Source organism: Clostridium sp. ZBS2 (assembly GCF_023845855.1).
GTDB classification, from domain to species: Bacteria; Bacillota; Clostridia; order Clostridiales; family Clostridiaceae; genus Clostridium; species Clostridium aquiflavi.
In genome coordinates this window covers 26,975-51,685 of record NZ_JAMQIF010000018.1, presented here as the reverse complement: position 1 = coordinate 51,685, position 24,711 = coordinate 26,975, and the positions used below count along the sequence as shown (strand labels likewise).

General features: G+C 28.5%; 23 protein-coding genes. All 23 read right to left on the bottom strand.

Going from position 1 to position 24,711, the window contains the following annotated elements:
• Positions 1-122 precede the first annotated feature (122 nt).
• Positions 123-2,756: a pyruvate, phosphate dikinase gene (ppdK, locus tag NG918_RS11200; RefSeq protein WP_252212582.1), complete on the bottom strand. Its 2,634-nt coding sequence runs from the start codon at positions 2,754-2,756 to the stop codon at positions 123-125.
• A gap of 88 nt (positions 2,757-2,844) precedes the next feature.
• Positions 2,845-3,477, bottom strand: coding sequence for a transcriptional regulator CcpN (gene ccpN / locus NG918_RS11195; RefSeq protein WP_252226220.1), 633 nt, complete (start codon positions 3,475-3,477; stop codon positions 2,845-2,847).
• A 42-nt stretch (positions 3,478-3,519) separates the two neighbouring features.
• Complete coding sequence (locus NG918_RS11190) at positions 3,520-4,137, bottom strand: DUF4342 domain-containing protein (protein WP_252212584.1); 618 nt, start codon at positions 4,135-4,137, stop codon at positions 3,520-3,522.
• Between the two features lie 6 nt (positions 4,138-4,143).
• Positions 4,144-4,893: a DNA repair protein RecO gene (recO, locus tag NG918_RS11185; RefSeq protein WP_252212585.1), complete on the bottom strand. Its 750-nt coding sequence runs from the start codon at positions 4,891-4,893 to the stop codon at positions 4,144-4,146.
• Between the two features lie 24 nt (positions 4,894-4,917).
• On the bottom strand, positions 4,918-5,805 hold the full coding sequence (era, locus tag NG918_RS11180) for a GTPase Era (protein WP_252212586.1): 888 nt from the start codon (positions 5,803-5,805) through the stop codon (positions 4,918-4,920).
• 437 nt (positions 5,806-6,242) lie between these two features.
• Positions 6,243-6,944 (bottom strand): diacylglycerol kinase, encoded by a 702-nt coding sequence (locus NG918_RS11175; RefSeq protein WP_252212587.1) that lies wholly within the window; start codon positions 6,942-6,944, stop codon positions 6,243-6,245.
• Positions 6,945-6,968: 24 nt separating this feature from the next.
• Complete coding sequence (ybeY, locus tag NG918_RS11170; protein ID WP_252212588.1) at positions 6,969-7,469, bottom strand: rRNA maturation RNase YbeY; 501 nt, start codon at positions 7,467-7,469, stop codon at positions 6,969-6,971.
• Positions 7,470-7,481: 12 nt separating this feature from the next.
• Positions 7,482-9,542 (bottom strand): HD family phosphohydrolase, encoded by a 2,061-nt coding sequence (locus NG918_RS11165; protein WP_252212590.1) that lies wholly within the window; start codon positions 9,540-9,542, stop codon positions 7,482-7,484.
• A 34-nt stretch (positions 9,543-9,576) separates the two neighbouring features.
• Entirely contained in the window at positions 9,577-10,707 is a 1,131-nt protein-coding gene (gene yqfD, locus NG918_RS11160) for a sporulation protein YqfD (protein WP_252226216.1), read from the bottom strand.
• Positions 10,708-10,709: 2 nt separating this feature from the next.
• Complete coding sequence (gene yqfC, locus NG918_RS11155; RefSeq protein ID WP_252212592.1) at positions 10,710-10,988, bottom strand: sporulation protein YqfC; 279 nt, start codon at positions 10,986-10,988, stop codon at positions 10,710-10,712.
• 335 nt (positions 10,989-11,323) lie between these two features.
• Positions 11,324-11,773: a GatB/YqeY domain-containing protein gene (locus NG918_RS11150; RefSeq protein ID WP_035784011.1), complete on the bottom strand. Its 450-nt coding sequence runs from the start codon at positions 11,771-11,773 to the stop codon at positions 11,324-11,326.
• A 29-nt stretch (positions 11,774-11,802) separates the two neighbouring features.
• The gene (gene rpsU, locus NG918_RS11145; RefSeq protein WP_003371500.1) at positions 11,803-11,979 is read right to left on the bottom strand and encodes a 30S ribosomal protein S21; all 177 of its coding nucleotides are present in this window, start codon (positions 11,977-11,979) and stop codon (positions 11,803-11,805) included.
• Positions 11,980-12,115: 136 nt separating this feature from the next.
• A complete protein-coding gene (locus NG918_RS11140) occupies positions 12,116-12,460 on the bottom strand; it encodes a histidine triad nucleotide-binding protein (protein WP_252212593.1) in 345 nt (114 codons plus the stop codon).
• Between the two features lie 217 nt (positions 12,461-12,677).
• Positions 12,678-13,982, bottom strand: a complete 1,305-nt coding sequence (gene mtaB, locus NG918_RS11135) for a tRNA (N(6)-L-threonylcarbamoyladenosine(37)-C(2))-methylthiotransferase MtaB (RefSeq protein WP_252212594.1) — start codon at positions 13,980-13,982, stop codon at positions 12,678-12,680.
• Positions 13,982-14,746, bottom strand: a complete 765-nt coding sequence (locus NG918_RS11130) for an RsmE family RNA methyltransferase (protein ID WP_252212595.1) — start codon at positions 14,744-14,746, stop codon at positions 13,982-13,984. The genes mtaB and NG918_RS11130 overlap by 1 nt, the downstream gene beginning before the upstream one ends.
• 80 nt (positions 14,747-14,826) lie before the next feature.
• Positions 14,827-15,768 (bottom strand): 50S ribosomal protein L11 methyltransferase, encoded by a 942-nt coding sequence (gene prmA, locus NG918_RS11125; RefSeq protein WP_252212596.1) that lies wholly within the window; start codon positions 15,766-15,768, stop codon positions 14,827-14,829.
• Positions 15,769-15,799: 31 nt separating this feature from the next.
• Entirely contained in the window at positions 15,800-16,459 is a 660-nt protein-coding gene (gene trmB, locus NG918_RS11120; RefSeq protein WP_252212597.1) for a tRNA (guanosine(46)-N7)-methyltransferase TrmB, read from the bottom strand.
• Between the two features lie 261 nt (positions 16,460-16,720).
• On the bottom strand, positions 16,721-18,271 hold the full coding sequence (locus NG918_RS11115; protein WP_252226215.1) for a nitrite/sulfite reductase: 1,551 nt from the start codon (positions 18,269-18,271) through the stop codon (positions 16,721-16,723).
• Positions 18,272-18,490: 219 nt separating this feature from the next.
• Positions 18,491-19,609 carry a molecular chaperone DnaJ gene (gene dnaJ, locus NG918_RS11110; protein WP_252212600.1) on the bottom strand — a complete coding sequence of 373 codons (1,119 nt, stop codon included), beginning with the start codon at positions 19,607-19,609 and terminating at the stop codon, positions 18,491-18,493.
• A gap of 103 nt (positions 19,610-19,712) precedes the next feature.
• The gene (gene dnaK / locus NG918_RS11105; protein WP_252212601.1) at positions 19,713-21,563 is read right to left on the bottom strand and encodes a molecular chaperone DnaK; all 1,851 of its coding nucleotides are present in this window, start codon (positions 21,561-21,563) and stop codon (positions 19,713-19,715) included.
• Positions 21,564-21,641: 78 nt separating this feature from the next.
• Positions 21,642-22,262 (bottom strand): nucleotide exchange factor GrpE, encoded by a 621-nt coding sequence (grpE, locus tag NG918_RS11100; protein WP_252226213.1) that lies wholly within the window; start codon positions 22,260-22,262, stop codon positions 21,642-21,644.
• Between the two features lie 38 nt (positions 22,263-22,300).
• Positions 22,301-23,332 carry a heat-inducible transcriptional repressor HrcA gene (hrcA, locus tag NG918_RS11095; protein WP_252212603.1) on the bottom strand — a complete coding sequence of 344 codons (1,032 nt, stop codon included), beginning with the start codon at positions 23,330-23,332 and terminating at the stop codon, positions 22,301-22,303.
• A 184-nt stretch (positions 23,333-23,516) separates the two neighbouring features.
• Positions 23,517-24,656, bottom strand: a complete 1,140-nt coding sequence (gene hemW / locus NG918_RS11090) for a radical SAM family heme chaperone HemW (RefSeq protein ID WP_252212604.1) — start codon at positions 24,654-24,656, stop codon at positions 23,517-23,519.
• Positions 24,657-24,711: the final 55 nt, after the last annotated feature.

Below are 24,711 nucleotides of genomic sequence, written 5' to 3'. Positions count from 1 at the left end.
CATTATACTTAAAATCAATACTGAAATTAAGTTATAATACCCTATAATTTTATAATGAAATATGCTCTAACCCCTCATTATATAAGACTTTTTTGATAAATTACATTTTTTATTAACTTCTCTTACATTTGTCTTTTATTCTTAACTTGTGCTTGTGCTGCTGCAAGTCTAGCAAGTGGTACTCTAAAAGGTGAACAAGAAACATAATTAAGTCCCAAATCATGACAGAATTCGATTGATGATGGATCTCCACCATGTTCTCCACATATACCTAATTTAATATCAGGTCTTGTTTCTCTGCCCTTTTCTACTGCGATTTTAATTAAAGCTCCAACACCACTTCTATCTAATTTAGCAAATGGATCTTGTTCATATATCTTCTTATCATAATAATCAGATAAGAACTTAGAAGCATCATCTCTTGAGAAACCGAATGTCATTTGAGTTAAATCATTAGTACCAAATGAGAAGAATTCAGCTTCTTTTGCAACTTCATCAGCTGTTAATGCTGCTCTTGGTATTTCTATCATTGTTCCTATTTTATATTCTAAATCAATATTTTTTTCTTTTAATACTGATTCTGCAGTATTTTTTATTACATCTTTTACGTATTTTAATTCTTTTAAATCACCTATTAAAGGTATCATTATTTCTGGAATAATATTATATCCTTTATTAGTTTTAACTTCTATAGCAGCTTCTATAATAGCTCTTGTTTGCATCTCTGCTATTTCTGGATATGATACCGCAAGACGGCAACCTCTATGGCCCATCATTGGATTAAATTCATGTAAATTATCAACTGTAAGCTTTAACTCTTCAAAAGTTAATCCAATTTCCTTAGATAATGTCATTATATCTTGCTCTGTACTTGGTAAAAATTCATGTAAAGGTGGATCTAACAATCTTATAGTAACAGGTCTTTCTTCTAAAGCTTCATATATCCCTATAAAATCTCCTCTTTGCATTGGTAATATTTTGTCAAGTGCAACTCTTCTTTGTTCTTCATCTTTAGATGTAATCATTTGTCTTACTGCCATTATTCTATCTTCTGCAAAGAACATATGCTCAGTTCTGCAAAGTCCGATTCCTTCTGCACCAAATTCAACCGCTTGTTTGGCATCCTTTGGTGTATCTGCATTAGCTCTAACTTTTAATTTTCTTATTTCATCAGCCCAACACATAAATGTTGCAAAATAACCTGATATTTCTGGTATAACAGTTTTTATTTTTTCTCCATATACATTTCCTGAAGTACCATCTATGGAAATAAAATCATTAGATGTATATACTTTATCTCCAACTCTAAGAGTTCTCTTAATTTCATCTACCTTAATAGTTCCACAGCCTGCTACACAGCAAGTTCCCATTCCTCTAGCAACTACAGCTGCATGAGAAGTCATTCCTCCTCTTACTGTTAATATACCTTTAGCGGCAACCATACCTTCTATATCTTCTGGAGATGTTTCAAGCCTTACCAGAATAACATCTTCATCTAAAGCAGCTCTATCTTTAGCTTCTTCAGCTGTAAATGCAATTTTACCACAAGCTGCTCCTGGAGATGCTGGTAAGCCTTTAGCAATAGGATTGGCCTTTTTTAATGCCTCAGTATAGAATGTAGGATGAAGCAATGTATCTAATTGTTTAGGTTCAACTTTTAATACAGCCTCTTCTTTAGTTATCATTCCATCATTAAACAAATCAACAGCTATTTTTAATGCTGCTTGAGCTGTTCTTTTACCATTTCTGGTTTGTAAGAAATACAACTTTCCTTCTTCTATAGTTATCTCCATATCTTGCATATCTTTATAATGATTTTCTAATTTACTTACAATATTAACAAATTCCTCATAAATCTTAGGATCTTGTTCTTTTAACTTTGATATTGGAAGTGGTGTTCTTATACCTGCTACAACATCTTCACCTTGTGCATTCATTAAGTATTCACCATAAATAACATTTTCTCCTGTTGCTGGATTTCTTGAAAATACAACACCTGTTCCAGATGTTTCACCCTTATTTCCAAAAACCATTTCTTGTACATTTACTGCTGTACCCCATTCACCTGGAATATCATTAAGTCTTCTATAAACAATAGCTCTAGGATTATTCCATGATCTAAATACTGCAGTTACAGCTTCAATTAGCTGAGTTTTAGGATTTTGTGGGAAATCTTCCCCTTTTTCCTTTTTATATATTGCTTTAAATTCAGATACCAATACTTTTAAATCATTTTCATCTAAATCTGTATCAAATTCTACCCCTTTTTTATCTTTAATTTCTTCAATTTTATTTTCAAATAATCTGTTTTCTATACCCATAACAACATCTGAAAACATTTGAACAAATCTTCTGTAAGAATCATACGCAAATCTAGGATTATTAGTTAATTTAGCCATGCTTTCTACTACTTCATCATTTAATCCTAAATTTAAAATAGTATCCATCATTCCTGGCATTGATGTTCTTGCTCCAGATCTTACTGATACTAATAGTGGATTTTTATTGTTTCCAAATTCTTTTCCACTAACACTTTCAAGTTTTTGTAAACTATTATAAATTTCATTTATAATTTCATCTGAAATAGCTTTACCATCTTCATAGTACTTGTTACATGCTTCAGTTGTAACTGTGAACCCATAAGGTACAGGAATGCCTAAATTAGTCATTTCTGCTAAATTTGCACCTTTACCTCCTAGTAAATTTCTCATTGAAGCATTTCCCTCATTGAAAAGATAAACATACTTTTTGGTCATATCAATACTCCCCCATTCTCAAATTTTTATACCATATATTTACTATCGAGAAAAAATATCTCGTAGTTAGCACTGATTAACCTTATTATTATTGTTTTCCTAATTTAACAAACAATTTTGTAACATTAGTCTTGGAAACTTTTCCTATTATCTTAAATTGTTCCTTATCACCTATCTTTTCTAACGATTCTACAATGGGGATACTGTCAATTTCATGCTCTATTATTTTTTTAGCTAAATCATATGCATTATCATCTTTATTACCACATATAATATTGGGCATACGAGTCATTATTACTCCAATTGGTACCTTGTGGATATCCGTTCCGCCTATAGCAATTTTAAGAAAATCCTTTCTTGAAACAGCTCCAGTTAAAACGCCTTCATTTTCTACAAATAATGTACCTACATCATTAAGGAATAAAAATACAATTGCATCATATACCATAGTTTCTTCACTAACTGTAATTGGCTTAGACATAATTGCATTAGCTTTAATTTCAGTTATATAGTCATGTAACATACCACTAGAAGATTTGCCTGAATATATATATCCTACCTTAGGTCTAGCATCTAAAATGCCTATCATTGTAAGTATTGATAAATCTGCTCTAATTGCAGCTCTTGTTAAACCTAACTTTTCTGCTAAAGCCTCACTTGTGATTGGTTGATGCTCTTTTACTAACTTAATTATTTCTTCTTGCCTATTTGATAACTTCAAAATTCTCCCTCTTTCCCTGAAATAAAAGAATTACTTAAACTTTTAATCTTGGTCATCAAAATCAACTTTATATGTATAAACTGTTTCATTTCCAGTATATACTTTTGATTTATCTTCACCATTATTTGTTTTTACTTTATTCTTTACTTCATCTACTTTAGATTTCATTTTATCTGCAATATCAACGGCTTTGTCTTTCACATCATTTGAAACTTTACATACATATTTATTTATAACTTCGACTGAACCATCTTTTTTAGTTATTTCTATTGTTATTTTTGTTGCAACTGCTGCAATTATACCTGCTACCAATATTGGTGGAATTAATACTGCAATAACTCCAGCGGCTATTCCTGCATTTACAGGAATATCTATTAATTCAGTATCCTCCTTCTTAATCTTTATTCTTGTTATATTCCCTTTATGAATTAAATCTTTAATAAAATTTTTTAATTCTTCTATAGTCATATTTTGTTTATCTTCTTTATCATCATAAATATTATAGTCTACATTTTCATCATCTTTAATTTCTTCTTCTAAATAAATTAATGCTTCTAAAACATCTCCATTACATTCTTCTAACGCATGTTTAGCTATTGCATAGCTAACTCCTGTTCTTTCTATTATCATATCTACTTTTTCTAATGTAATATTAGTCATTATTTATCACTCCTTAATAAATTTTAACATTTCTAAGCTTTTAGGCTTTTTAGAATAATTATTTGATATCAAATAGCTAGATATTTTTTCTAATTCTTCTTTGATTTTATCAGTTAAATTAAGTCTATATACCTTATCTATTCTCATCTTTAATAAAAATTTCAAAGCATTATAAGTAGCTTTTGAAATATACAATCCATATTCTTTAGGACATTCATCACATACCCCACCGTAATTAGATAAACTTATATAATTAGATGAGGGGATTTTCTTTTTACACATACAGCAATTCTCTAATTCTAAAGAATATCCTGTGTTTTTTAATAATTTCAATTCAAATGCTCTAACTAACAATTCATACTCTAAAGCATTTGTATCTAAAAGATAAAAAGTCGTAACTAAATCTATAAAAATCTGTTTATTTTTTTCATCATCAGGTGTACATATATCTATGAGTTCACATAAATAGGATGAGTAAGTAAGCTTATCTAAGTTTTCTAACAATCCTTGAAAAGAATTTATAATTTTCCCTTCTTGAATCGTATACAAATTTTTACCTTTATATAACATGTACTCACCATAACATAAAGGCAAAGTAATAGAAAAAGACTTGTTTTTGCTTTTCTTTGCCCCTTTTGCTATGGCAGTAATCTTACCCAACTCTTCTGTATAAAGCCAAACTAATTTATCATTTTCTTTAAAATCCTGTGATTTTATAATAACAGCTTTACTTTCAAAAAGTGCCAGAAAGATCATCTCCTAATTTTAGAATAAATATATCTATTTTTTCTTATATCCTAATTCTTTTAACAGATTTTGATTATCTCTCCACTCTTTTCTTACTTTAACCCATATTTTAACATTAACTTTTGTTCTTAAAAATCTTTCTAACTCATATCTTGAAGTTTCACCTATTTTTTTAAGCATTTGTCCGTTTTTGCCTATTATTATTCCTTTATGGGAATCTTTTTCACAAATCAAATCAACTTCTATATGATAAGTTCCATTATCACTTTGCTTCATTTGAATTATATCAACAGCAATACCATGTGGTACTTCATCACGTAAACATCTTAAAGCTTTTTCTCTTACGATTTCAGAAACAACAAATCTTTCTGGAACATCTGTTATCATATCTTCTGGATAATATTTAGGTCCTTCTGGCAACTCATTTTTCATTAAGTCAACTAATGTATCTACATTTTTTCCTTTTATTGCAGCTATAGGAACTATTTCTTTAAAGTTGAATTCGCTTGAATACATTTCTAAACTTTTAGCTACTCTTTCTGGTGTACTTTCATCTATCTTATTTAAAACAAGGTATACAGGACATTTTTTATCTTTTAAAGATTCTAAGATAAACTTATCTCCTTTTCCGATTTCTTCGTCTGGATTAGTTAAAAATAAAACTAAATCAACATCATTAGTCGAATCCTTCGCAGAATTGACCATATATTCTCCAAGCTTATGTTTTGGCTTATGAATTCCTGGTGTATCAACAAAGACAATTTGATAGTCCTCACCTGTTAATATTGTTTGAATATTATTTCTAGTGGTTTGAGGCTTATTAGAAACTATTGATAGTTTCTCCCCCATTATATAATTTAATAAAGTTGATTTTCCCACATTAGGTCTACCAACTATTGTAACGAATCCTGATTTAAACATTTTTCCTCCTTCTATAACTTAACCATACTCAAATACTGTAATTAAGTTATACGTTAATTATAAATTAAAATTCATCTTTAGATAAAGTTTATTTCCCTAACTAGAAAATAACTATATCTTCTCTAATCATAATATAGTTTACAAATAGTATACTCTATTTATTCTATTATGTATATTATAAATAATAATTAACAACGTTTATGAAATAAGAATATATACAAAGAATTATTAATTAATATTTCTATGATAATAATTAAAACTTTTTGATTATGCCTAAATTACAAATGCTCGTAAAATTTTCTAATGATATTTTACGAGCACTTATTATTTATTTGAAAGAAATTTATCTTTAAAAGAATAAACTAACTACATAGTTTATCAATTGCTAACACTAATTTTAAAAGATTTCATACTTTTCTAAGTATTAATTTTACTGTTTATATTCTAAATACTACAAATATAAGCATAGTTAATAAAATTCCAAAGAGTGCTCCTACAATAACTTCCAAAATCGTATGTACTTCAGAGTCAACTCTACTTTGAGCGGTTATAAGAGCCATTAAATAGCTTAACATAACACATATAGGTTCTTCTGTAATTAATGAAATTGCTGTGGCAATTGAAAATGCTAAAGCACTATGTCCACTTGGCATTCCACCTTTTAATGGTGTTCCCTCTCCAAATATAGCTTTTACTATTATTGTAGCTATACATACTATTACTAGTACAATAAAAATTGTGTATGGTTCTGATTTTTTAACTTTATTAATTAAGTTATATGAAAAATACGATAATTTATCCCAAAATATTATATATCCTACTAATACAGCATTTATTGCAGTAACTAAAACAGCTCCGGCAGCTGCATTTTTAGCTATTTTAGCTAATGGATGATAATAATTTGCTTTTAGATCTATTACAGCTTCTATAGCTGTATTAATTATTTCTGCACTTATAACCATAGTAATTGTTATGGCTAATATAAGAAATTCATATTTTGTTACATCAAAGAAAAAACATGCTATCAATATTAACAACGCTACTATTAAATGTATTTTCATATTACGCTCTGTTCTTACAGTTTCTATGATTCCATTTATAGCATTATTAAAACTATCTAAAACTTTTTTAAATTTCATCGTTATTTTTCACCTGCTTTTCTACTATCTTCTTATATCAAGTGCAGTTAATATTTCTTCCTCTCTTTTTCTCATTTTCACCTTATCATCTTCCTCCATATGATCGTATCCTAGAAGATGTAACACTGAATGTACTACTAGATAAGATGCTTCTCTTTCATAAGAATGATTATACTCTTTACTTTGTTCTAAAGCTCTCTCTAAAGACAATACAATGTCTCCAAGTACTAAATCATCTCCATCAAAATCTGCTTTAGAAAAATCATTTTCTGTATAAACTTCTTTAAATACTTTCTTTTCTGGATAATCCAGCATAGGAAAAGATAAAACATCTGTAGCTCTGTCTATATTTCTTGTTTCATTATTAATTTCTCTAATCTCTTCATTATCAACGAATAATAAAGAGATTTCACTTGAAATATTAACACCTTCTTCTTTTAACGCAAATTCTATTACCTTTTCTAGATGATTTGTAAACTCATCACTTACTTCCATTTTTTCTTGTCTATTATCAACGTAAATCATCTTACACTCTCCCTACAATTTTTCTTTTGGATATTCAATTCTTTGATGATATATACCATTTAATGCATTTAAAAAGCATAATCTTATCTTTTCAATATCCTTAAGTGTTAAATCACAATTGATTAATTGATTGGAATTTAACTTATCCTTTATTATGTTATTAACCATTTCCTCTATTTTTTCTTTGTTAGGCTCTTTTATCGATCTAACCGCTGCTTCTATTCCATCTGCAAGCATTACTATACCAGCTTCTTTGCTACTTGGAATAGGTCCTGAATACCTATAATCTTTTTCTTTTATATCATCTGGATTTTCAGCATTATTTTTCATAGTATAATAAAAATATTTTACCAAGGTAGTTCCATGGTGTTCTGCTATAATATCTTGAATTATAGCAGGCAACTTATGTTCTTTAGCTAATCTTAATCCATCTTTAACATGTGATATTATAATGTGTGTACTAAGTTTAGCGCTTATCTTATCATGTGGATTTTCTCTACCAATTTGATTTTCCCCAAAGAAATAAGGTCTTTCAGTCTTACCTACATCATGATAATAAGCTCCAATTCTAGCGACTACTGGATTTGCTCCAACTTCTTCTGCTGCCATCTCTGCAAGGTTTGCAACTAACATACTATGATGATATGTCCCTGGTGCCTCCATAAGTAACTTTTTTAATAGTGGATTATTAGGATTTGATAATTCTAATAACTTAATCGTAGTAACTTCATTAAAGGTACCTTCTAAAAATGGTAGTACTCCTAATGCAAAGATTCCTGATAACACTCCTCCAATTATAGAGAATAAACTTACTATGAAAATTTCCTTTAAATTACTAGATATAATAACTCCTGTAGCTAATGTTAATATTGAGCTAACTACTGATATATATAATGTTGCATATATAAGTTCATTCCTCTGTTGCATTTTCTTTAGCATAACAGCACCTAAAATAGCATTTATAAATACTAATAACATCACTTGTGGATCAAATTCAACCAGTGCACTAATTATGGCTGAATTAAAAATACTTATTATAATTGAAATTTTATAATTTAAAAGTAATGTGAGTAACATAGATCCAAATGCAAAGGGAATTAAAAATGCCGAAACAGCTCCAATGCTTCTAGCTAAAATAAGAGAAAGTATATTAATTAAACTAATAAGAATTAATCTTTTAGCATCAAAAAATATTTCCTTATAATTTAAATATATATAACTATATTGTAAAAATAATATAACAAATAAAAATAGTGCTAAAGATAAATATACATATACATATTTGCCTGTTATTCCATTATCAAGAAGTCCTAATTCGTTTATTATAGCAATTTGTTCTGCTGTTACAGGTTCTCCTTCTTTTATTATAATTTGATTTTTCTTTATTATAACTTTAGAAGTACTTTTTTGGGCTTCTTTTTGCATTTCTTCAGTTTTTTCACTATCATAAAATAAATTTGGATTTATTTGTGATTTTGTTATATTAACTAATATTTCTTTTAATGGAGTTGCTATATTAAATTCTTCAATAGCATTTATTCCTTCTTTTTTTGCATTTTCAAGTGAACTTTCATTATTTTCTTGAATATCTTTCTTATAAATCTTATCAATTATATTGACTATTTTTCCTTCTAAGTCAATTAATGTTTCTTTAGGTGTATTTATTAATTCTTTGTATTCACTATCTGTTAATTTAAATTGCGTTATTTTTCTTAATTCAGTTATTTTACTTGCTTCATCCATATTTGTTGCATTTAAATTTAATACTTCATCAAATAAAGACTTTATATTATCTTCTGCTTGAACTTTAACTTCATTTTTTACTGTATACTGCTTATCAACTTTTTCTATAGCTTCACTTTCTTTTTCTTTTGTTGCTTTTTGATCTATTGTATCTCTTGGTGCTTTTATATCAACTCTAGCTATGTCGCCCTCTTGCAAATTAAACTGTTTAGGTGCTATTGCTGTTAAAAGTAAAAGATATGACACAATAAATACAGTACCAAACAAAGCCAAATACTTTGATTTTTTTGACTTCAAATTCTGTAGTTTCTTATTATTTTTTGATTTCATGTTAATCACCTTCTCATCGCTAACATTGAAAGTATTAAGATATATTTTCAGCTATATCTTGTTCAACCGTAAAAATCACCTTTATACATATTGTATCTTTAGAAATATTTTCTATATTTACTTTATTGTCTATTATTTTAGCATCATTAGTTAAATCCTTTTGTAATGATTTTCTTAATTTTTCTACTGCATCTTCTACAGCTTTATCCTTATCTAAATTAACACTTTTTCCTTCTTTTCTAAAATATATTACTTGATTTAATAAACCACCAGTTTCCTCTATTTTATCATAATATTTAAAATCATTTATAGCTTTTTTTAGATAAATTTTCTTATCCCAAAAGTTTACATAAATATCTCTATCTTTTTCCCCAGTTCTTTGGATTTTTTCCCCACTTATTTGTACTTCCATTGACTTTTCGTAAAAAGTGTTAGCTATTACACTGCCACTTGGCTTAACTTCTTTTTCAAAGCCTTCTTTGCCTTGTATTGGCAAAATTAAAACATTACCTGTTTTTACTATATCTCCAGGTTTTACTGCTGGATTCCCTGAAAAAGTAAATACCCTTTTAATTTCTCCATCCATCTTAGCTAGCACTTGCTCTGGTAATATTTTTTCTGTAACTGGTGGATTAACTTTTTCTGCTACAATTACTCTTAATGTGGATCCTTCTATTCTAGCTCTTACCCACATAACTTCTGAATCTAAATCTTCCATCTTTTTTTCTATATTATATACATTTATATCAGATTTTTTTAATCCTGGTTTTATACCTATAGATGTAAGTTCCTTTCTAATCTCAAATGGTGATAAATTATTTCTAGTTTGTATATCTATGGCCCAGATATAATTAGATAATAAGTATAAAACCAATAAAAATACTCCTGCTCCAATACACAATGATAATTTTCTTTTTATTGATAATAGTAAAACTATTATACCACTTTTCCCAACAATTCTGACTTTTCCTTTAGTCCTTTTAACTACCTCTTCCACTTCTTTATATGAATCAAAAGGTATCTGAAACCTTACTGTAGTTATATTAAGTTTAACTATTTTTGATACATTTATTCCTTTTTGCCAAAGTATGTTCAATGTCTTTTCAGGTATTAGACTGTTAACTTCTATTGTTATTTTTCCTACTTTAAACTTATCTAATATCATATTTATCCCTCATAAGATATTCCTCTAAAAATTCCACTTATAGTAATGGTATTATCTCCTATAAAAAGTATTTCAAATTTTTCACCCTCTACTATAACTGCACCAATTCTAGAGTTTATTTTTATCATGTTATTGTCAAAAGTCATAATACCCTTATGATTTTCAATTGTTATTTCCTTATTTCCTACAACAATGATCTTTGGCAAATCTAAAACAACATCTGTGGGAAACTCTAATTTATCAAATACTTTTTCTCGTCCTCTTTGAAACTTATCTTCCATATTCTCCTCCTCTATACCCAAATACTCTGCTATTGTAATCTATGATTAAATAATTAAATTAATTCATTAAAATTTACCATACATTGTATTTTGTATATAAAACAGTTTTTGAAAGTTAAAGTTCAAGTTAGTGCTTACTAAAAATACTATATATTAAAATATTATTTAAATTATAGTGTAATACAACTCTTAATTTCAGATGATGTAGCTTCTTTGAGATTTTTTCATAATTACTTGGACAACAAAAAAATCCTTATGTTTAACAATATATTAAACATAAGGATTTTTTGTATAGCTTATAAATAATAAAAGAACTCAAAAAAAGAGTTCTTTTATTATTTATTTAAATATTCCTTAACAATCTGACTTACAAGTTTACCATCAGCTCTGCCTACAATTTTAGGTCTTATAGCCGACATAACTTTACCCATATCTTTAATGCTACTTGCACCCATTTCTTCAGCTGAATCTTTTACTATTTGTTTTATTTCTTCTTCGCTTAACTGCTGAGGAAGGTATTCCAACAAAATTTCTAGCTCAGCATTACACTGATCCACTAAATCTTGTCTATTTCCTTTTTCGAATTCAAGCATAGATTCTCTTCTTTGCTTAACTTCTTTTGCTAAAATATTGATAACTTCATCATCCTCAAGCTTAACATTATCAGTTTTCTCAACTAATAATATAGCAGATCTCGCTGTACTAATTGTATTAGCTTTAAATTTATCTTTAGCCTTTAAAGCGGCTTTCCAGTCTTCTTGAAGTTTTTCCTTAATTGTTGGCATTGTTATACCTTCTTTCAAAAGAAACCATTTTATTTAAACTTTCTCTTTCTAGCAGCTTCTGATTTTTTCTTTTTCTTAACGCTTGGCTTTTCATAATGTTCTCTCTTTCTTACTTCTGAAAGAACCCCAGCTCTAGCACACTTCTTTTTAAATCTTCTTAAAGCACTTTCAAGTGTCTCGTTTTCTCCAACTTTAATTTCTGACATTTACTATCCCTCCCTCCGCTAGCTTAAATTAATTAACTCAGCTATGGGCTTTATAACACACGGTATATTATACAATATTACAATGATTAATGTCAACAACTTAGAATAAAATGTCTGACTAATTATATTGTAAATTTTAACCTGGTGGCCATTGCAAGTTTCTACCAGCTAAAATGTGAAAATGCATATGATTTACCGTTTGGCCACCATCTTCTCCACAATTGTTCACTATTCTATATCCACTTTCAGCAATACCAAGCTCTACTACTAGTTTATTAATTACTTTAAAGATGTGTGAAACTACATTAATATTTTTTTCATTTAATTCATTTGCACTTTTTATATGTTCTTTAGGAATAATTAAAAAATGAACTGGTGCTTCTGGATTTATATCATAAAATGCATATACAAGCTCATCTTCGTATAACTTTTTGCTTGGAATATCACCTTTTATAATTTTACAAAATATACAATCTACCATAAATTCACCTCCTAAAAAATATTATCAAAATGTTCCGTTCTAATACAATATTGATATATGCATAATCAAAACTCTTATCATAATTCTAAAATTCCAATCACAATGTCACTTCATCTATTGCATATATAAATATATATTTAAAACATAGCCTATTAGAAATTATAATTTTGTATATAATTATATTTTCTTATTTTTACACATTTATTATATCAAATCTTTACTTTATTTTCCCAATAATATAATTATCTTCGTAATCTTCTATATTGCAATTCATAATTTTGCCTATCATCTTTTCATTTGCATCAGAAATCTCAGCTTTTACATAGTTTTTTGTATATCCTTCAAACATTCCTGCTTTATGCGGACATTCTCTTTCTATTAAAACACCCATATCTCTGCCAACTAGTTTCTTAATAAATTCTATTTCATTTTCTTTATTTAACTCTGATAATATTTTACTTCTTTTATCTTTAATAGTTCCATCTATTTGATTTGGCATTTCTGCTGCTTTAGTTCCCTTTCTAGGACTATATTTAAATAAATGAACTTTAGTTAATTTTAAATTCTTTAAATATTCATATGTCTCATTAAACTCTTCTTCAGTTTCACCAGGGAAACCTACTATTAAATCAGTTGTAATTGATACATCTTCAATATTCTCTCTTAGTGTTTGAACTGTTTTAGCATATTCTTCTGCAGTATATCTTCTATTCATTCTCTTTAAAGTATCATTAGAACCACTTTGAAGTGATAAATGAAAATGAGGACATAATTTTTTCATGTTTTTTATTTTATTTATTACTTCATCAGTAAAAAATGCTGGTTCTATAGAACCAATTCTAACTCTATCTATTCCGTCTATCTTTTCTATGTCTTCCAGTAAGCTTATTAGCGTAATGTCTGAGCCTAGATCCACTCCATAAGAAGCTGTATGTATACCAGATAAGATAACTTCCTTAAATCCATGCTCTGCTAATTTCTTTACTTCTTCAATAACTTTTTGTGGATTTTTAGAACAAGTAGCACCTCTTGCATATGGAATCAAACAAAATGTACAAAATCTATTACATCCATCTTGTATTTTTAAAAATGCTCTAGTTTTATCTTGATATTCTTCTATATTAAGTTCTTCGAATTCTTTATTTCTAAGAACTTCATTGACACTTACTTGTATTGCTTTTTCATCTCTAGCTTTATTAACAAAATATACTATATCACCTTTATTTCTTGTTCCTAAAACAACATCTACACCTTCAATTTTAGAAACTTCTTCTGGAGCTATTTGAGAATAACATCCAACCACTGCAATTATAGCATCACTATTAGTTCTTCTAGCCTTGCTTATTATTTGTCTTGATTTTTTATCCCCCATGTTTGTAACTGTACATGTATTTATAACATAAACATCAGCAAAATCATCAAAGTCAGTAACACTATAACCTTCTCTTATAAACTTTTCTGTCATCGCTTCAGTTTCATATTGATTAACTCTACATCCTAATGTGGCAAATGCAACTTTCATTAAACATTTCCTCCTAAATCTGCTAATTCATATTGTATTAAAGAAGTAGCTACAAATCCTGCTGTTTCTGTACGTAAAATTCTATTGCCTAGAGTTATTATATAGGCACCTTTGTGTTTTAAAGTTTCAATTTCACTTTCTTCAAATCCACCTTCTGGTCCTATTACAACTCCTATATTTTTTATAGAATTTAAATCTACATTTTTATCACTTAGTTCTTTTACAAGACTTTTGAAACCAAAATTTTCTGCGTTTTCATAAGGGACTAAAATTAGATCTAATCTTTGTAGTTCATTTAAAGCTTCGTCAAACTCAACAACTTCTCTTACATTTGGTATAATACTTCTTTTTGATTGCTTAGCTGCCTCTAACGCAATTCTATTTAGTCTTTCAAGCTTTTTAAATTCGCCCTTTAATTTAACATCTACTCTATCTGTTATTATCGGCACAAATTCTTTTATACCAAGTTCCGTTCCTTTTTGAACTATCAAATCCATCTTTTGTCCTTTAGGTAATCCTTGAAATAAAGTTATATTTACTCTACTTTCATTATTAGTACTTAATTCTTCTAATATATTTACTATTACTTCTTGTTTTCCAACAGATTCAATTTCTCCTAAGTATTCTTTACCTTCACAGTTATTTAAAACTACTTTTTCACCCTGATTTAAACGTAAAACCTTATATATATGTTTTACATCATCACCAAGTATTTTTCCCTCTTTTTCTGTGATATTGCATGCTGAAGTAAAAAACTTATGCATAAAAATCTCCTTCATTAAATAAATTCAAAATTATTTTTAGCTTCATTACTTTGCTCTATTTTAATTAATGTTAAAAAACATTATTTTAATTTAGCAACTATACAATTCCATTCTCCATCTTTGTTTACTTCCATAACCTCAAATCCACACTCATCAAGCTTTGAAGTAACCATGTCTACTCTTTCATGTATTATTCCTGAAGTAATAAATAATCCACCTTTATTTAGAGCTTTACTAACATCATCTGTTAATATACAAATAATTTCTGCTATTATATTTGCAACTACTATATCAGCTTTACCATCAATTACATCAAGAAGATTTCCTTCTAATATTTCAATATTATCTAAATCATTTAATCCTACATTTTCTTTAGCAGATTCAACTGCTACTGGATCTAAATCAACTCCTAAAGCTAATTTTGCTCCAAGCTTTGCTGCAGCTATGGCTAAAATACCAGAACCACAACCAACATCAAAAACAGTTGAATCTTTTTTCACATACTTTTCTAATGCTTTAACACACATTCTTGTAGTTTCATGTGTTCCTGTACCAAATGCCATTCCTGGATCTAATTCAATGACTAACTCTTCATCTTTAGGTGCATATTCTTCCCACATAGGTTTTACAACTATTCTGTCTGTAATATTTGATGGTTTATAGTACTTCTTCCAGTTGTTTGCCCAATCTTCTTCTTTTATCTTGTCACATTCAACTATACCTTTTCCTATATCTATTCCCATGTCTTGAATTTCTTTAATTTTTTCCTTTGTAATTGAAACTATTTCTTCTAAATTATCGTCTCCAGAGAAATAAGCTTTAACTACTGCAAATTCACCTTTATGCTCTAATACGTTTATGTCTGCAAAATCCCAAGTTAATGGTCCTTGATCTCTTGTTAATAAATCGTTTGGGTCTTCTACGGCAACCCCTTGGCTGTTTAATCCATAAAATATTCCTGATACAGGTTCTATTGCTTCGCAACTTGTTATTACTCTAACTTCTATCCATACTCCGTTCATATTAAATCACTCCTACACTTATTTTAATTTTTTAGTCTTCTTTTATTGCTATTAAAAATTTAGTTTTTATTCCTTGTTCCGTAAACATTCTTTCATGTTCAGTTTCAACATTTCCTTCAAAACCACTAGTATGTAAATCATAAGTTATATATTCAATTCTAAACTTACCTTCTTTAAAATATTCAAGAGATTCTTCAAATAATTCATCATCATCTGTCTTAAACCAAATCTCTCCATTTTCTTTTAAAAAGTTTCTATATTGAGTTAACTGTCTTGTATGAGTTAGTCTTCTCTTCTTATGTTTCTTTTTAGGCCAAGGATTGCAAAAATTAATATAAATTCTACTTATGTTGTCATTTTCATCTAACATTTCATTAATAAGACCAATCTCTTGAGCCATCAATTTAATATTATTTAATTCTTTATTTTTCTCGTTATATGCTTTTTCTATATTTCTTTTAGCTAGACCTAGCACTTCGTCTTTTATATCAATTGCAATATAATTAATATTTTCATTATCAGAACCATGTACAGCTACAAACACACCTTTACCGCATCCAAGTTCTAAGTAAATAGGATTTTCATTGTTAAATGATTCCTTCCACTTACCTTTGTTTTCTTTAGGATTTACAATAAAAAAATTACAACTTTCAAGTTCTGGTCTTGCCCATGGCTTTTTTCTCATTCTCATTGTTAATTCACTCCATCTTTTATCTAATGCCTTATAAGTTTAATATCAAACCAATAAGACCTATGTATTTCCTTAATAAAAAAAGAATTCTTTTGCTTATTTTAGCATTAAAATTCACTTTATCATTCATAATAATTATACATATATCGAAATATATTGCAATTATATAAAATTTGAAACACTTCTATTTAATTGGTTTTATAAAATATAAAAAGCTATTTATTTCCCAAAAAAATCAAGAAATAAATAGCTAATCTATACTTATTTTTTAAATTTATTTACTAATGCTTCAAATTCTTCTTCATGATCCTTTAGATAATCATGAAAATTAACATTATCTTTTTCCAATAATAATGCTAATTCATAAAGAAATTCTGGAATATCTTCTGTTAAAATGTCTCCATATATTTTACCAAGTCTTGCATTGCCTTCTTCAAAAGATCCATTTATATGAAGTTCAAATACGTCTTTAGTTTCATCATTTACTCTCTTCTTCTTTCCTGTAAATCCAATCAAAGCAACTTCATGAATACCACATGAATTTCCACAGCCGGATATATGAACTCTAGGTAATACATCTTTTCTATAATTTTTCTCTTTAAAATATTTTAGTATATTATCTAATATACCCTGGCTATTTAATATGCCTATTTGACATGTAGGTACTCCTATACAAGATATACTTTGTTCTAATGTAGTTTCTCCACCTAAATCTTTTGTAGCTTCTAAAAGCCTTTTAGCTTCTTCTCCATTTAAATTTCTAATATACATGCCTTCTGTCATAGTAAGTCTTATTTCTACATCTTTAGTATTTTCAATTTCGTCAATAATTAATTTTAAATCTTTAAGATATAATTGACCTCCTATTGGATGAAAGTATACACTATACAATCCCTTTTGCTTTTGCTCATACAATCTATTATGTTCTAAATCAATTTCTATACCTTCTTTGTTGCACTCTGATACATGTAAATGCAAAGTCAAATCTTCTTTGTCCCTTAATTCTTTCAAGTGTTTTTTATAGCAATTTAAAAATTCTTCTGGTCCCATTTTATCTAATATATATCTTATACGTGCTTTGTTTTTATTCTCATAGTCACCTTCTTCCATAAATAGATTTGTCATAGCTTCAACATGATATAAGACGTCACTAGGATCTATAAGTTCATCACACACAATTCCTAACTTTGGATTTTTTCCTAACCCTCCGCCTATGTATACCTTAAAATACTTTTTACCATTTTCTACAACTGCTAAAAACCCTAAATCTGTAACAGTAGAATGTCCACAATCCATATTACTGCTTGAAAATGAAACTTTAATTTTTCTAGGAAGATTATATGTATTTATTTTTCTTAAAAAATGATTATTTACTGCTAATGCATAAGGTGTAACATCAAAAGCTTCATACCTATCTACACCTGCTAGTGGAGACATTGCAACATTTCTTGGATAATTTCCACCTGCTCCTCTAGTATATATATTATGTTCTAATCCTTCTTTCATTATTTCACATGCATCATCTATAGATATATCATGAAATTGAACAGCTTGCCTTGTAGTTAAATGTATCTTTTCTAAATTATACTTTTTAGCCATATCATATATAAATTTTAATTCATCTACATGTGTTATTCCTGATGGTATTCTAAGACGCATCATAAATTTTTCACCACCACGATGAGCATATGTTCCCATGCCACCAGATATTTTCTTAAAATCCATTGCCGACATTTTACCTTCACAAAAATCATGACCTATTTTTCTGAAATCTTCTATTTCATCTAACAAAATTTTTTTCAACCTATCCATTAAAACCTACCTACCTTTGCTTTAAGATTAACAATAAACAAACATTTATAAATTCCTCTACTCACTAGCTTTATATTACAATATAACCCATCTTTAAAATATCCCTAAAATTAAAATGATGCTTATATTACAGTATTATCTTTATATATATTTCACTTTATTATGCAAAAAAATCGTTTCAAATTATATTAAAATTTGAAACGATTTTTTATTTAAAAATTATTTTTTTCTTCCGAAAAATGTTTTCTTAGAATTATGAGTATTTTCATTCATTTCTTCACCGCAAGCTTCCATAAACGTATATAACGCTTCTTTTTGCTTTTGATTTAATCCTTTTGGTATATCAACAATAACTCTTACATATTGATCACCTTTTCCAGTAGAATTAACTCTAGCAACACCTTTTCCTTTTAATCTAAATAGTGTTCCTGATTGTGTTCCTTCAGGAATAGTATATTTCACATTTCCTTCTACTGTTTTAACTGTAATCTCTGTACCAAGAGCTGCTTTAGCCATTGATATATGAGTATCTATATAAATATCATTTCCTTTTCTTGTGAATTCCTTTGATTGAGCTACATTTATTCTAATGTATAAATCTCCAGGACTTCCCCCTCTTAAGCCATGTTCACCTTGTCCTCTAAGAGGCATAACATTTCCAGTATCAACTCCCGCAGGAATATTTACGTTTATCTTTCTTGTCTTTCTAACATTTCCATTTCCTCTACAATGTGTACAAGGTTTTTCAATTATATTTCCTGTACCACTACATCTATCACAAGTTGATGTTGATACAAAACTTCCAAGTGGAGTTTGTCTTTGTACTCTTACTTGACCTGAGCCGCCACAAGTTGGACAAGTCTTCTTAGAAGTTCCAGGTTCAGCACCTGAACCATTACAGTGTTCACAACTTTCGCTTCTATTAACTGTAATTTCCTTTTCAACTCCAAAAACAGCTTCTTCAAAAGTTAATGTTAATGTATATTCAATGTCATTTCCTCTAACTGGTCCATTTCTTCTACGTGTACTTGAACCGCCAGTAAACATATCAAAAATATCTCCAAAGCCGCCCATATCAAAGCCACCAAAGCCGCCTGATCCAAATCCACCGCCATTAAAATCAGCTGTTCCAAACTGATCATAATTAGATTTTTTTTCAGGATCAGAAAGCACTTGGTACGCTTCATTTATCTCTTTAAATTTTTCTTCTGCTTCTGCATTTCCCTTATTCTTATCGGGATGATACTTAATAGCTAATTTTCTAAAAGCTTTTTTTATTTCATCATCACTTGCACCTTTTTGAAGTCCAAGAACTTCATAATAATCTTTGTTTGCCATTTATTAATGTTCACCACCTAGTTTTGTTTTCTACCTTAAAGAGGGAAGACGAGCATTGCCTTCCCTCTGAATTATTATATTAGATAACTAGAATATAGTAAAATTATTTATCATCATCTACTTTAAAATCAGCATCTACAACATTGTCATCATGTGGTGCTTGCTCTGCTCCACCTGCTGCATTTGGATCAAATCCACCAGCTTGAGATGGATCTCCACCTGCTGCTGCATAAACTTTAGAAGATACAGCATAGAATTCTTGAGTTAATTCTTCTGTAGCTTTCTTTATAGCTTCTAAATCTTCTCCATCTTTTATAGCTTTAAGAGCTTCTAATTTTTCAGTAACTTTAGCTTTGTCTTCTGCTGATACTTTATCTCCAAGTTCAGTTAAGGCTTTTTCTGTTTGATAGATTAATTGATCTGCATTATTTAAAGTTTCTACCTTTTCTTTTCTCTTCTTATCTTCTTCTGCAAATTTTTCTGCTTCTTTTACAGCTTTATCTATTTCTTCATCATTTAAGTTAGTAGATGCAGTAATAGTTATATTAGCTTCTTTTCCTGTTCCTTTATCTAATGCTGATACTTTAACAATACCATTAGCATCAATATCAAAAGTAACTTCAATTTGAGGAATTCCTCTTGGTGCTGGAGCTATTCCTGATAAAGTAAATCTTCCTAATGATTTATTATCCATAGCCATTTGTCTTTCACCTTGAACTACATTTATTTCAACTGATGTTTGACTATCTGCTGCAGTTGAGAATATTTGACTCTTTTTAGTTGGAATAGTTGTATTTCTTTCAATTAATGGAGTTGCTATTCCACCAGCTGTTTCTATTCCTAAAGTTAATGGTGTAACATCTAATAATAATACATCTTTAACTTCTCCTGTTAATACTCCTGCTTGAACTGCAGCTCCTACTGCTACACATTCATCCGGATTAACTCCCTTTGATGGATCTTTTCCTGTAAAGTTTTTAACTGCTTCTACAACAGCAGGTATTCTTGTTGATCCACCAACTAAGATTATTTTTTCAATTTCATCTATAGAAATTGCAGCATCACTTAATGCTTTTTTCATAGGTTCAATACTTCTTTGAACTAAGTCATTAGTAATTTCATTGAATTTAGCTCTTGTTAAGTTTAGGTCTATATGTTTTGGACCTGTTGCATCAGCTGTTATAAATGGTAAATTGATGTTTGTTTGCATTGATGAAGATAATTCAATCTTTGCTTTTTCTGCTGCTTCTTTTAATCTTTGAAGAGCCATTTTATCTTGTCTTAAATCAATTCCATTTTCTGCCTTAAATGTTTCTGCTATATAATCCATAACTTTTTGGTCGAAGTCATCTCCACCAAGTTTTGTATCACCATTAGTAGATAATACTTCAAATACTCCATCTCCTAATTCTAAGATAGATACATCAAAAGTACCACCACCTAAATCATAAACTAATATTTTATGATTTGAATCCATTTTATCTAATCCATAAGCTAAAGCTGCTGCTGTTGGTTCATTGATTATTCTTAATACTTCTAAACCAGCAATTTTACCTGCATCTTTTGTTGCTTGTCTTTCACTATCATTAAAGTAAGCTGGTACTGTAATAACCGCTTGAGTTACACTTTCACCTAAATAGCTTTCAGCATCAGCTTTTATTTTTTGAAGTACCATAGCTGAAATTTCTTGTGGTGAATAGTTCTTACCATCTATATCAACTTTATAAGAAGTTCCCATATGTCTCTTTATTGAGATAATAGTTTTGTCTGGATTTGTTATCGCTTGTCTTTTAGCTACTTGACCTACTAGTCTTTCTCCGCCAGCTTGGAAAGATACTACTGATGGAGTAGTTCTTGCTCCTTCTGAATTTGTTATAACAACAGGTTCTCCACCTTCCATAACTGCAACACATGAATTAGTTGTACCTAAGTCAATTCCTATTATTTTTCCCATAATATATTCCTCCTAAATTTGGTTTAATTTATTTGTATATTTTATTTAAATATTAGCCTCTTTTCATAGGCTAGTTAATTAGTTAGCTACTTTAACAACTGTATATCTAATTACTTTATCTTCTTTTTTATATCCTTTTAAGAAAACTTCTGCAATTTGATTTTTTCCCATATTCTCATCTTCTATATGCATTACTGCTTGATGAAGATTTGGATCAAAATCTGCTGATGCATCTATTTCTTCAACTCCTAGTTTTTCAAAAGAACCTTGGCAAGATTTTATTGTCATCTCTACACCTTTTTTTAGGTCTTCAAGACTTCCTTCTGCAGCAACTGCTCTTTCAAGATTATCTAAAACAGGAACTAATTCTTTTAATACATCTACACATGCATCTGAGTATATTCCTTGTTTTTCTTTAGTTGTTCTTTTTCTGTAGTTGTCATATTCAGCAGTAATTCTTAATACTCTATCATTTAAAGATTCCATTTCCTGCTTTAATTTTTCATTTTCTTCTTTATACTTTTTCATCATGCTAAGTTCATCCTCTTCTTCATTTAAAGATTCTTCAGAAGCTTCATCATTTAGATTTTCCTTATCATTATTTTCAATGTTATCTTCTTTTTTTTCATTTTCTTCGATAACATCTTCAATTACCTCTTCTACTTCTTCATTTTTTAAAGTTTCACCATTATATTCCATTTCTGAAATTACACCTCTTCTCTTATTGATTATAAAAATTATTTATTCTGATTATTTAACATATTGTTTAATTCTTTTACAATTTCAGCCATTATTGCTATTACTTTAGAATAATCTATTCTTCTAGGACCTATTAATCCAATGGTTCCAATGGGTCTATTTCCAAAAGAATATTCTGCAGCTATTATGCTACATTCTTTAGCTTGTGGCTTATAATTTTCTTCACCTATTCTAATAGTTATATCTTCATTTGTTTTAAGTAAATCTCTTAATGACTCTTTATCATTAAGAAGAGATAACATTTCCTTAGCTTTTTCAATATCGTTGTATTCTGGATAGTTAAATATATTAGTAGTGCCCTCCATAATTAAATCAGGTGAATCTGCTGCATTTTTTAGAGTTTCATATAATGGAGTTAACAAAGCATTAAATAATTCATCGTATCCTTGTAAATCTTCTTTTAATTGATTGATAACTTGTAAATTTATTTGTTCTATACAAAGATTTACCAGTCTCCTATTAATAACTGCATTTATCTTATTCAATTCCTCAATTGTCGGCGTTGAATTAACTCTTATTATATGATTTTTCATTACTCCAGCATCTGTTATTATTACTGATACTAATGTAGTACTATCTACTTTCATCAACTGAAGTGATTTAATAAAACTTTTATTTACTGATGGAGTTTGAACTACACAAGTTAAATTAGTAAGTTCTGATAATAAAGAACTTGTTTGTCTAACTATTTTATCTACTTCTAACATAGCCGTATCTATAATATATTGCTTTATTCTCAAATTTTCTTCAGGTGTTAGCAATTGATTTTCCATCAAATTATCAACATATAATCTATATCCCTTACTAGATGGAACTCTTCCTGACGAAGCATGAGGTTGTTCTAAATAACCCATATCTTCAAGATCTGCCATCTCATTTCTAATGGTTGCAGACCCTACCCCTAAGTTATACTTTTTAGCAATAGTTCTAGAGCCAACTGGATCTCCAGTATGAATATAATCATTGATAATAGCTTGAAGTATTTTTATTTTTCTATCATCAATAGTCATAATCTCACCTCTTTTGTTAGCACTCACTATGTTCGAGTGCTAATGACTATGTTTTTAATATAGTATTTATCATGTTTTTTGTCAATTCTATTTATATTTAATATAAAGATCTTCACTTCTTTTATTTGATTTTTTATTGACTTTTCTCCATTTTTCTCATTTTTACTCTAATTTACTATAAAAGTTATATTATAAAATCACTCATAACACTATTTGATACTTCTATTCCACGAGATGTCAAATATATTCTACCCCCATTACGAACTAATAATTCTTGTTTAATATTTTTATCAATTATGGTTCCATATACCTCGTCTATATCTTTTTTAAACCTCTCTTTAAATTCGCTTTCTTCTATTCCGCTAATCATTCTAAGCCCCATAAACATGAATTCTTCCATGTTATCATTTATATTATTTTTATAGATTTCATTTTCAACATTTTTATTATTATTTATATTTTTAATATAAAGTTCTATATCATCTATGTTTTTTATTCTTTTCCCATCAATATAAGAACTTGCTGAAGCTCCTAGTCCTAAATATTCATTTAATTTCCAATAAACTGTATTATGGTAACATTCTTTTTCATCTTTTGCAAAATTAGAAATCTCATATTGATTATATCCATTATCTTTCAAAAATTCTTTTGTGAGCAAATACATTTCTCTTTCTTCTTCTTCAGATGGTAAATTTAATTTATCTTTATTATATAAATTATAAAAACAAGTTCCCTCTTCAATTATTAGACTATATGCAGATATGTGTTCTGGATTAAATTCTATTATTTTCTCTAATGTTCTTCTCCAATCTTCTACACTTTGATTTGGCAATCCAAACATTAAGTCTATATTTATATTTGTAAATCCTACTTTTCTTGCCAATAAATAATTATTTTCAAATTCTTCAAGAGTATGAATTCTCCCGATTTCTTTTAAAAGAGATGATTTTGTAGATTGAAGTCCCATACTTATTCTATTTACATTATATTTTTTCATAATTTTTAGCTTATCTTCACTTAAACTACCTGGATTACATTCCATAGTAAATTCTAAATTTTCTTCTAATCTTAAAGTATTAATGCATTTTAAAAGCTTCTCTAATTCTATTTCATTTAAATAAGAGGGTGTACCACCTCCAATAAATATACTTTTAATTTTATAATTGCTAGATTTAGTTCTAATCTCCTTATTAAGTGCATTTACATACTCACTAATAAATTTTTCTTTTCCTGAATATGAGGGAAAATCACAATATAAGCATTTTTGCTTACAAAACGGAATATGTATATATAAAGATATTTCTTTTAAAAATAGTTCTTTCATCTTTTCTCCTCCTAATTAATGCTTTTTAATACTTTTAGATGAAAAAAGCTGACAA

What these genes read in the sequence shown, in the direction of transcription:
- NG918_RS11190 (WP_252212584.1), bottom strand. Translation starts at nt 4,137, where the DNA reads ATGACTAATATTACATTAGAAAAAGTAGATATGATAATAGAAAGAACA.
- ybeY (WP_252212588.1), bottom strand. Translation starts at nt 7,469, where the DNA reads ATGATTTACGTTGATAATAGACAAGAAAAAATGGAAGTAAGTGATGAG.
- dnaK (WP_252212601.1), bottom strand. Translation starts at nt 21,563, where the DNA reads ATGGGAAAAATAATAGGAATTGACTTAGGTACAACTAATTCATGTGTT.
- NG918_RS11115 (WP_252226215.1), bottom strand. Translation starts at nt 18,271, where the DNA reads ATGGATAGGTTGAAAAAAATTTTGTTAGATGAAATAGAAGATTTCAGA.
- rpsU (WP_003371500.1), bottom strand. Translation starts at nt 11,979, where the DNA reads ATGTCAGAAATTAAAGTTGGAGAAAACGAGACACTTGAAAGTGCTTTA.
- dnaJ (WP_252212600.1), bottom strand. Translation starts at nt 19,609, where the DNA reads ATGGCAAACAAAGATTATTATGAAGTTCTTGGACTTCAAAAAGGTGCA.
- yqfD (WP_252226216.1), bottom strand. Translation starts at nt 10,707, where the DNA reads ATGATATTAGATAAGTTTAAAGTAGGAAAAATAACAATAGAAGTTAAC.
- NG918_RS11140 (WP_252212593.1), bottom strand. Translation starts at nt 12,460, where the DNA reads ATGGTAGATTGTATATTTTGTAAAATTATAAAAGGTGATATTCCAAGC.
- grpE (WP_252226213.1), bottom strand. Translation starts at nt 22,262, where the DNA reads ATGGAATATAATGGTGAAACTTTAAAAAATGAAGAAGTAGAAGAGGTA.
- NG918_RS11165 (WP_252212590.1), bottom strand. Translation starts at nt 9,542, where the DNA reads ATGAAATCAAAAAATAATAAGAAACTACAGAATTTGAAGTCAAAAAAA.
- ppdK (WP_252212582.1), bottom strand. Translation starts at nt 2,756, where the DNA reads ATGACCAAAAAGTATGTTTATCTTTTCAATGAGGGAAATGCTTCAATG.
- recO (WP_252212585.1), bottom strand. Translation starts at nt 4,893, where the DNA reads ATGATCTTTCTGGCACTTTTTGAAAGTAAAGCTGTTATTATAAAATCA.
- trmB (WP_252212597.1), bottom strand. Translation starts at nt 16,459, where the DNA reads ATGAGAATGAGAAAAAAGCCATGGGCAAGACCAGAACTTGAAAGTTGT.
- yqfC (WP_252212592.1), bottom strand. Translation starts at nt 10,988, where the DNA reads ATGGAAGATAAGTTTCAAAGAGGACGAGAAAAAGTATTTGATAAATTA.
- NG918_RS11150 (WP_035784011.1), bottom strand. Translation starts at nt 11,773, where the DNA reads ATGCCAACAATTAAGGAAAAACTTCAAGAAGACTGGAAAGCCGCTTTA.
- NG918_RS11130 (WP_252212595.1), bottom strand. Translation starts at nt 14,746, where the DNA reads ATGCATAAGTTTTTTACTTCAGCATGCAATATCACAGAAAAAGAGGGA.
- prmA (WP_252212596.1), bottom strand. Translation starts at nt 15,768, where the DNA reads ATGAACGGAGTATGGATAGAAGTTAGAGTAATAACAAGTTGCGAAGCA.
- hrcA (WP_252212603.1), bottom strand. Translation starts at nt 23,332, where the DNA reads ATGACTATTGATGATAGAAAAATAAAAATACTTCAAGCTATTATCAAT.
- NG918_RS11175 (WP_252212587.1), bottom strand. Translation starts at nt 6,944, where the DNA reads ATGAAATTTAAAAAAGTTTTAGATAGTTTTAATAATGCTATAAATGGA.
- mtaB (WP_252212594.1), bottom strand. Translation starts at nt 13,982, where the DNA reads ATGAAAGTTGCATTTGCCACATTAGGATGTAGAGTTAATCAATATGAA.
- hemW (WP_252212604.1), bottom strand. Translation starts at nt 24,656, where the DNA reads ATGAAAGAACTATTTTTAAAAGAAATATCTTTATATATACATATTCCG.
- era (WP_252212586.1), bottom strand. Translation starts at nt 5,805, where the DNA reads ATGTTTAAATCAGGATTCGTTACAATAGTTGGTAGACCTAATGTGGGA.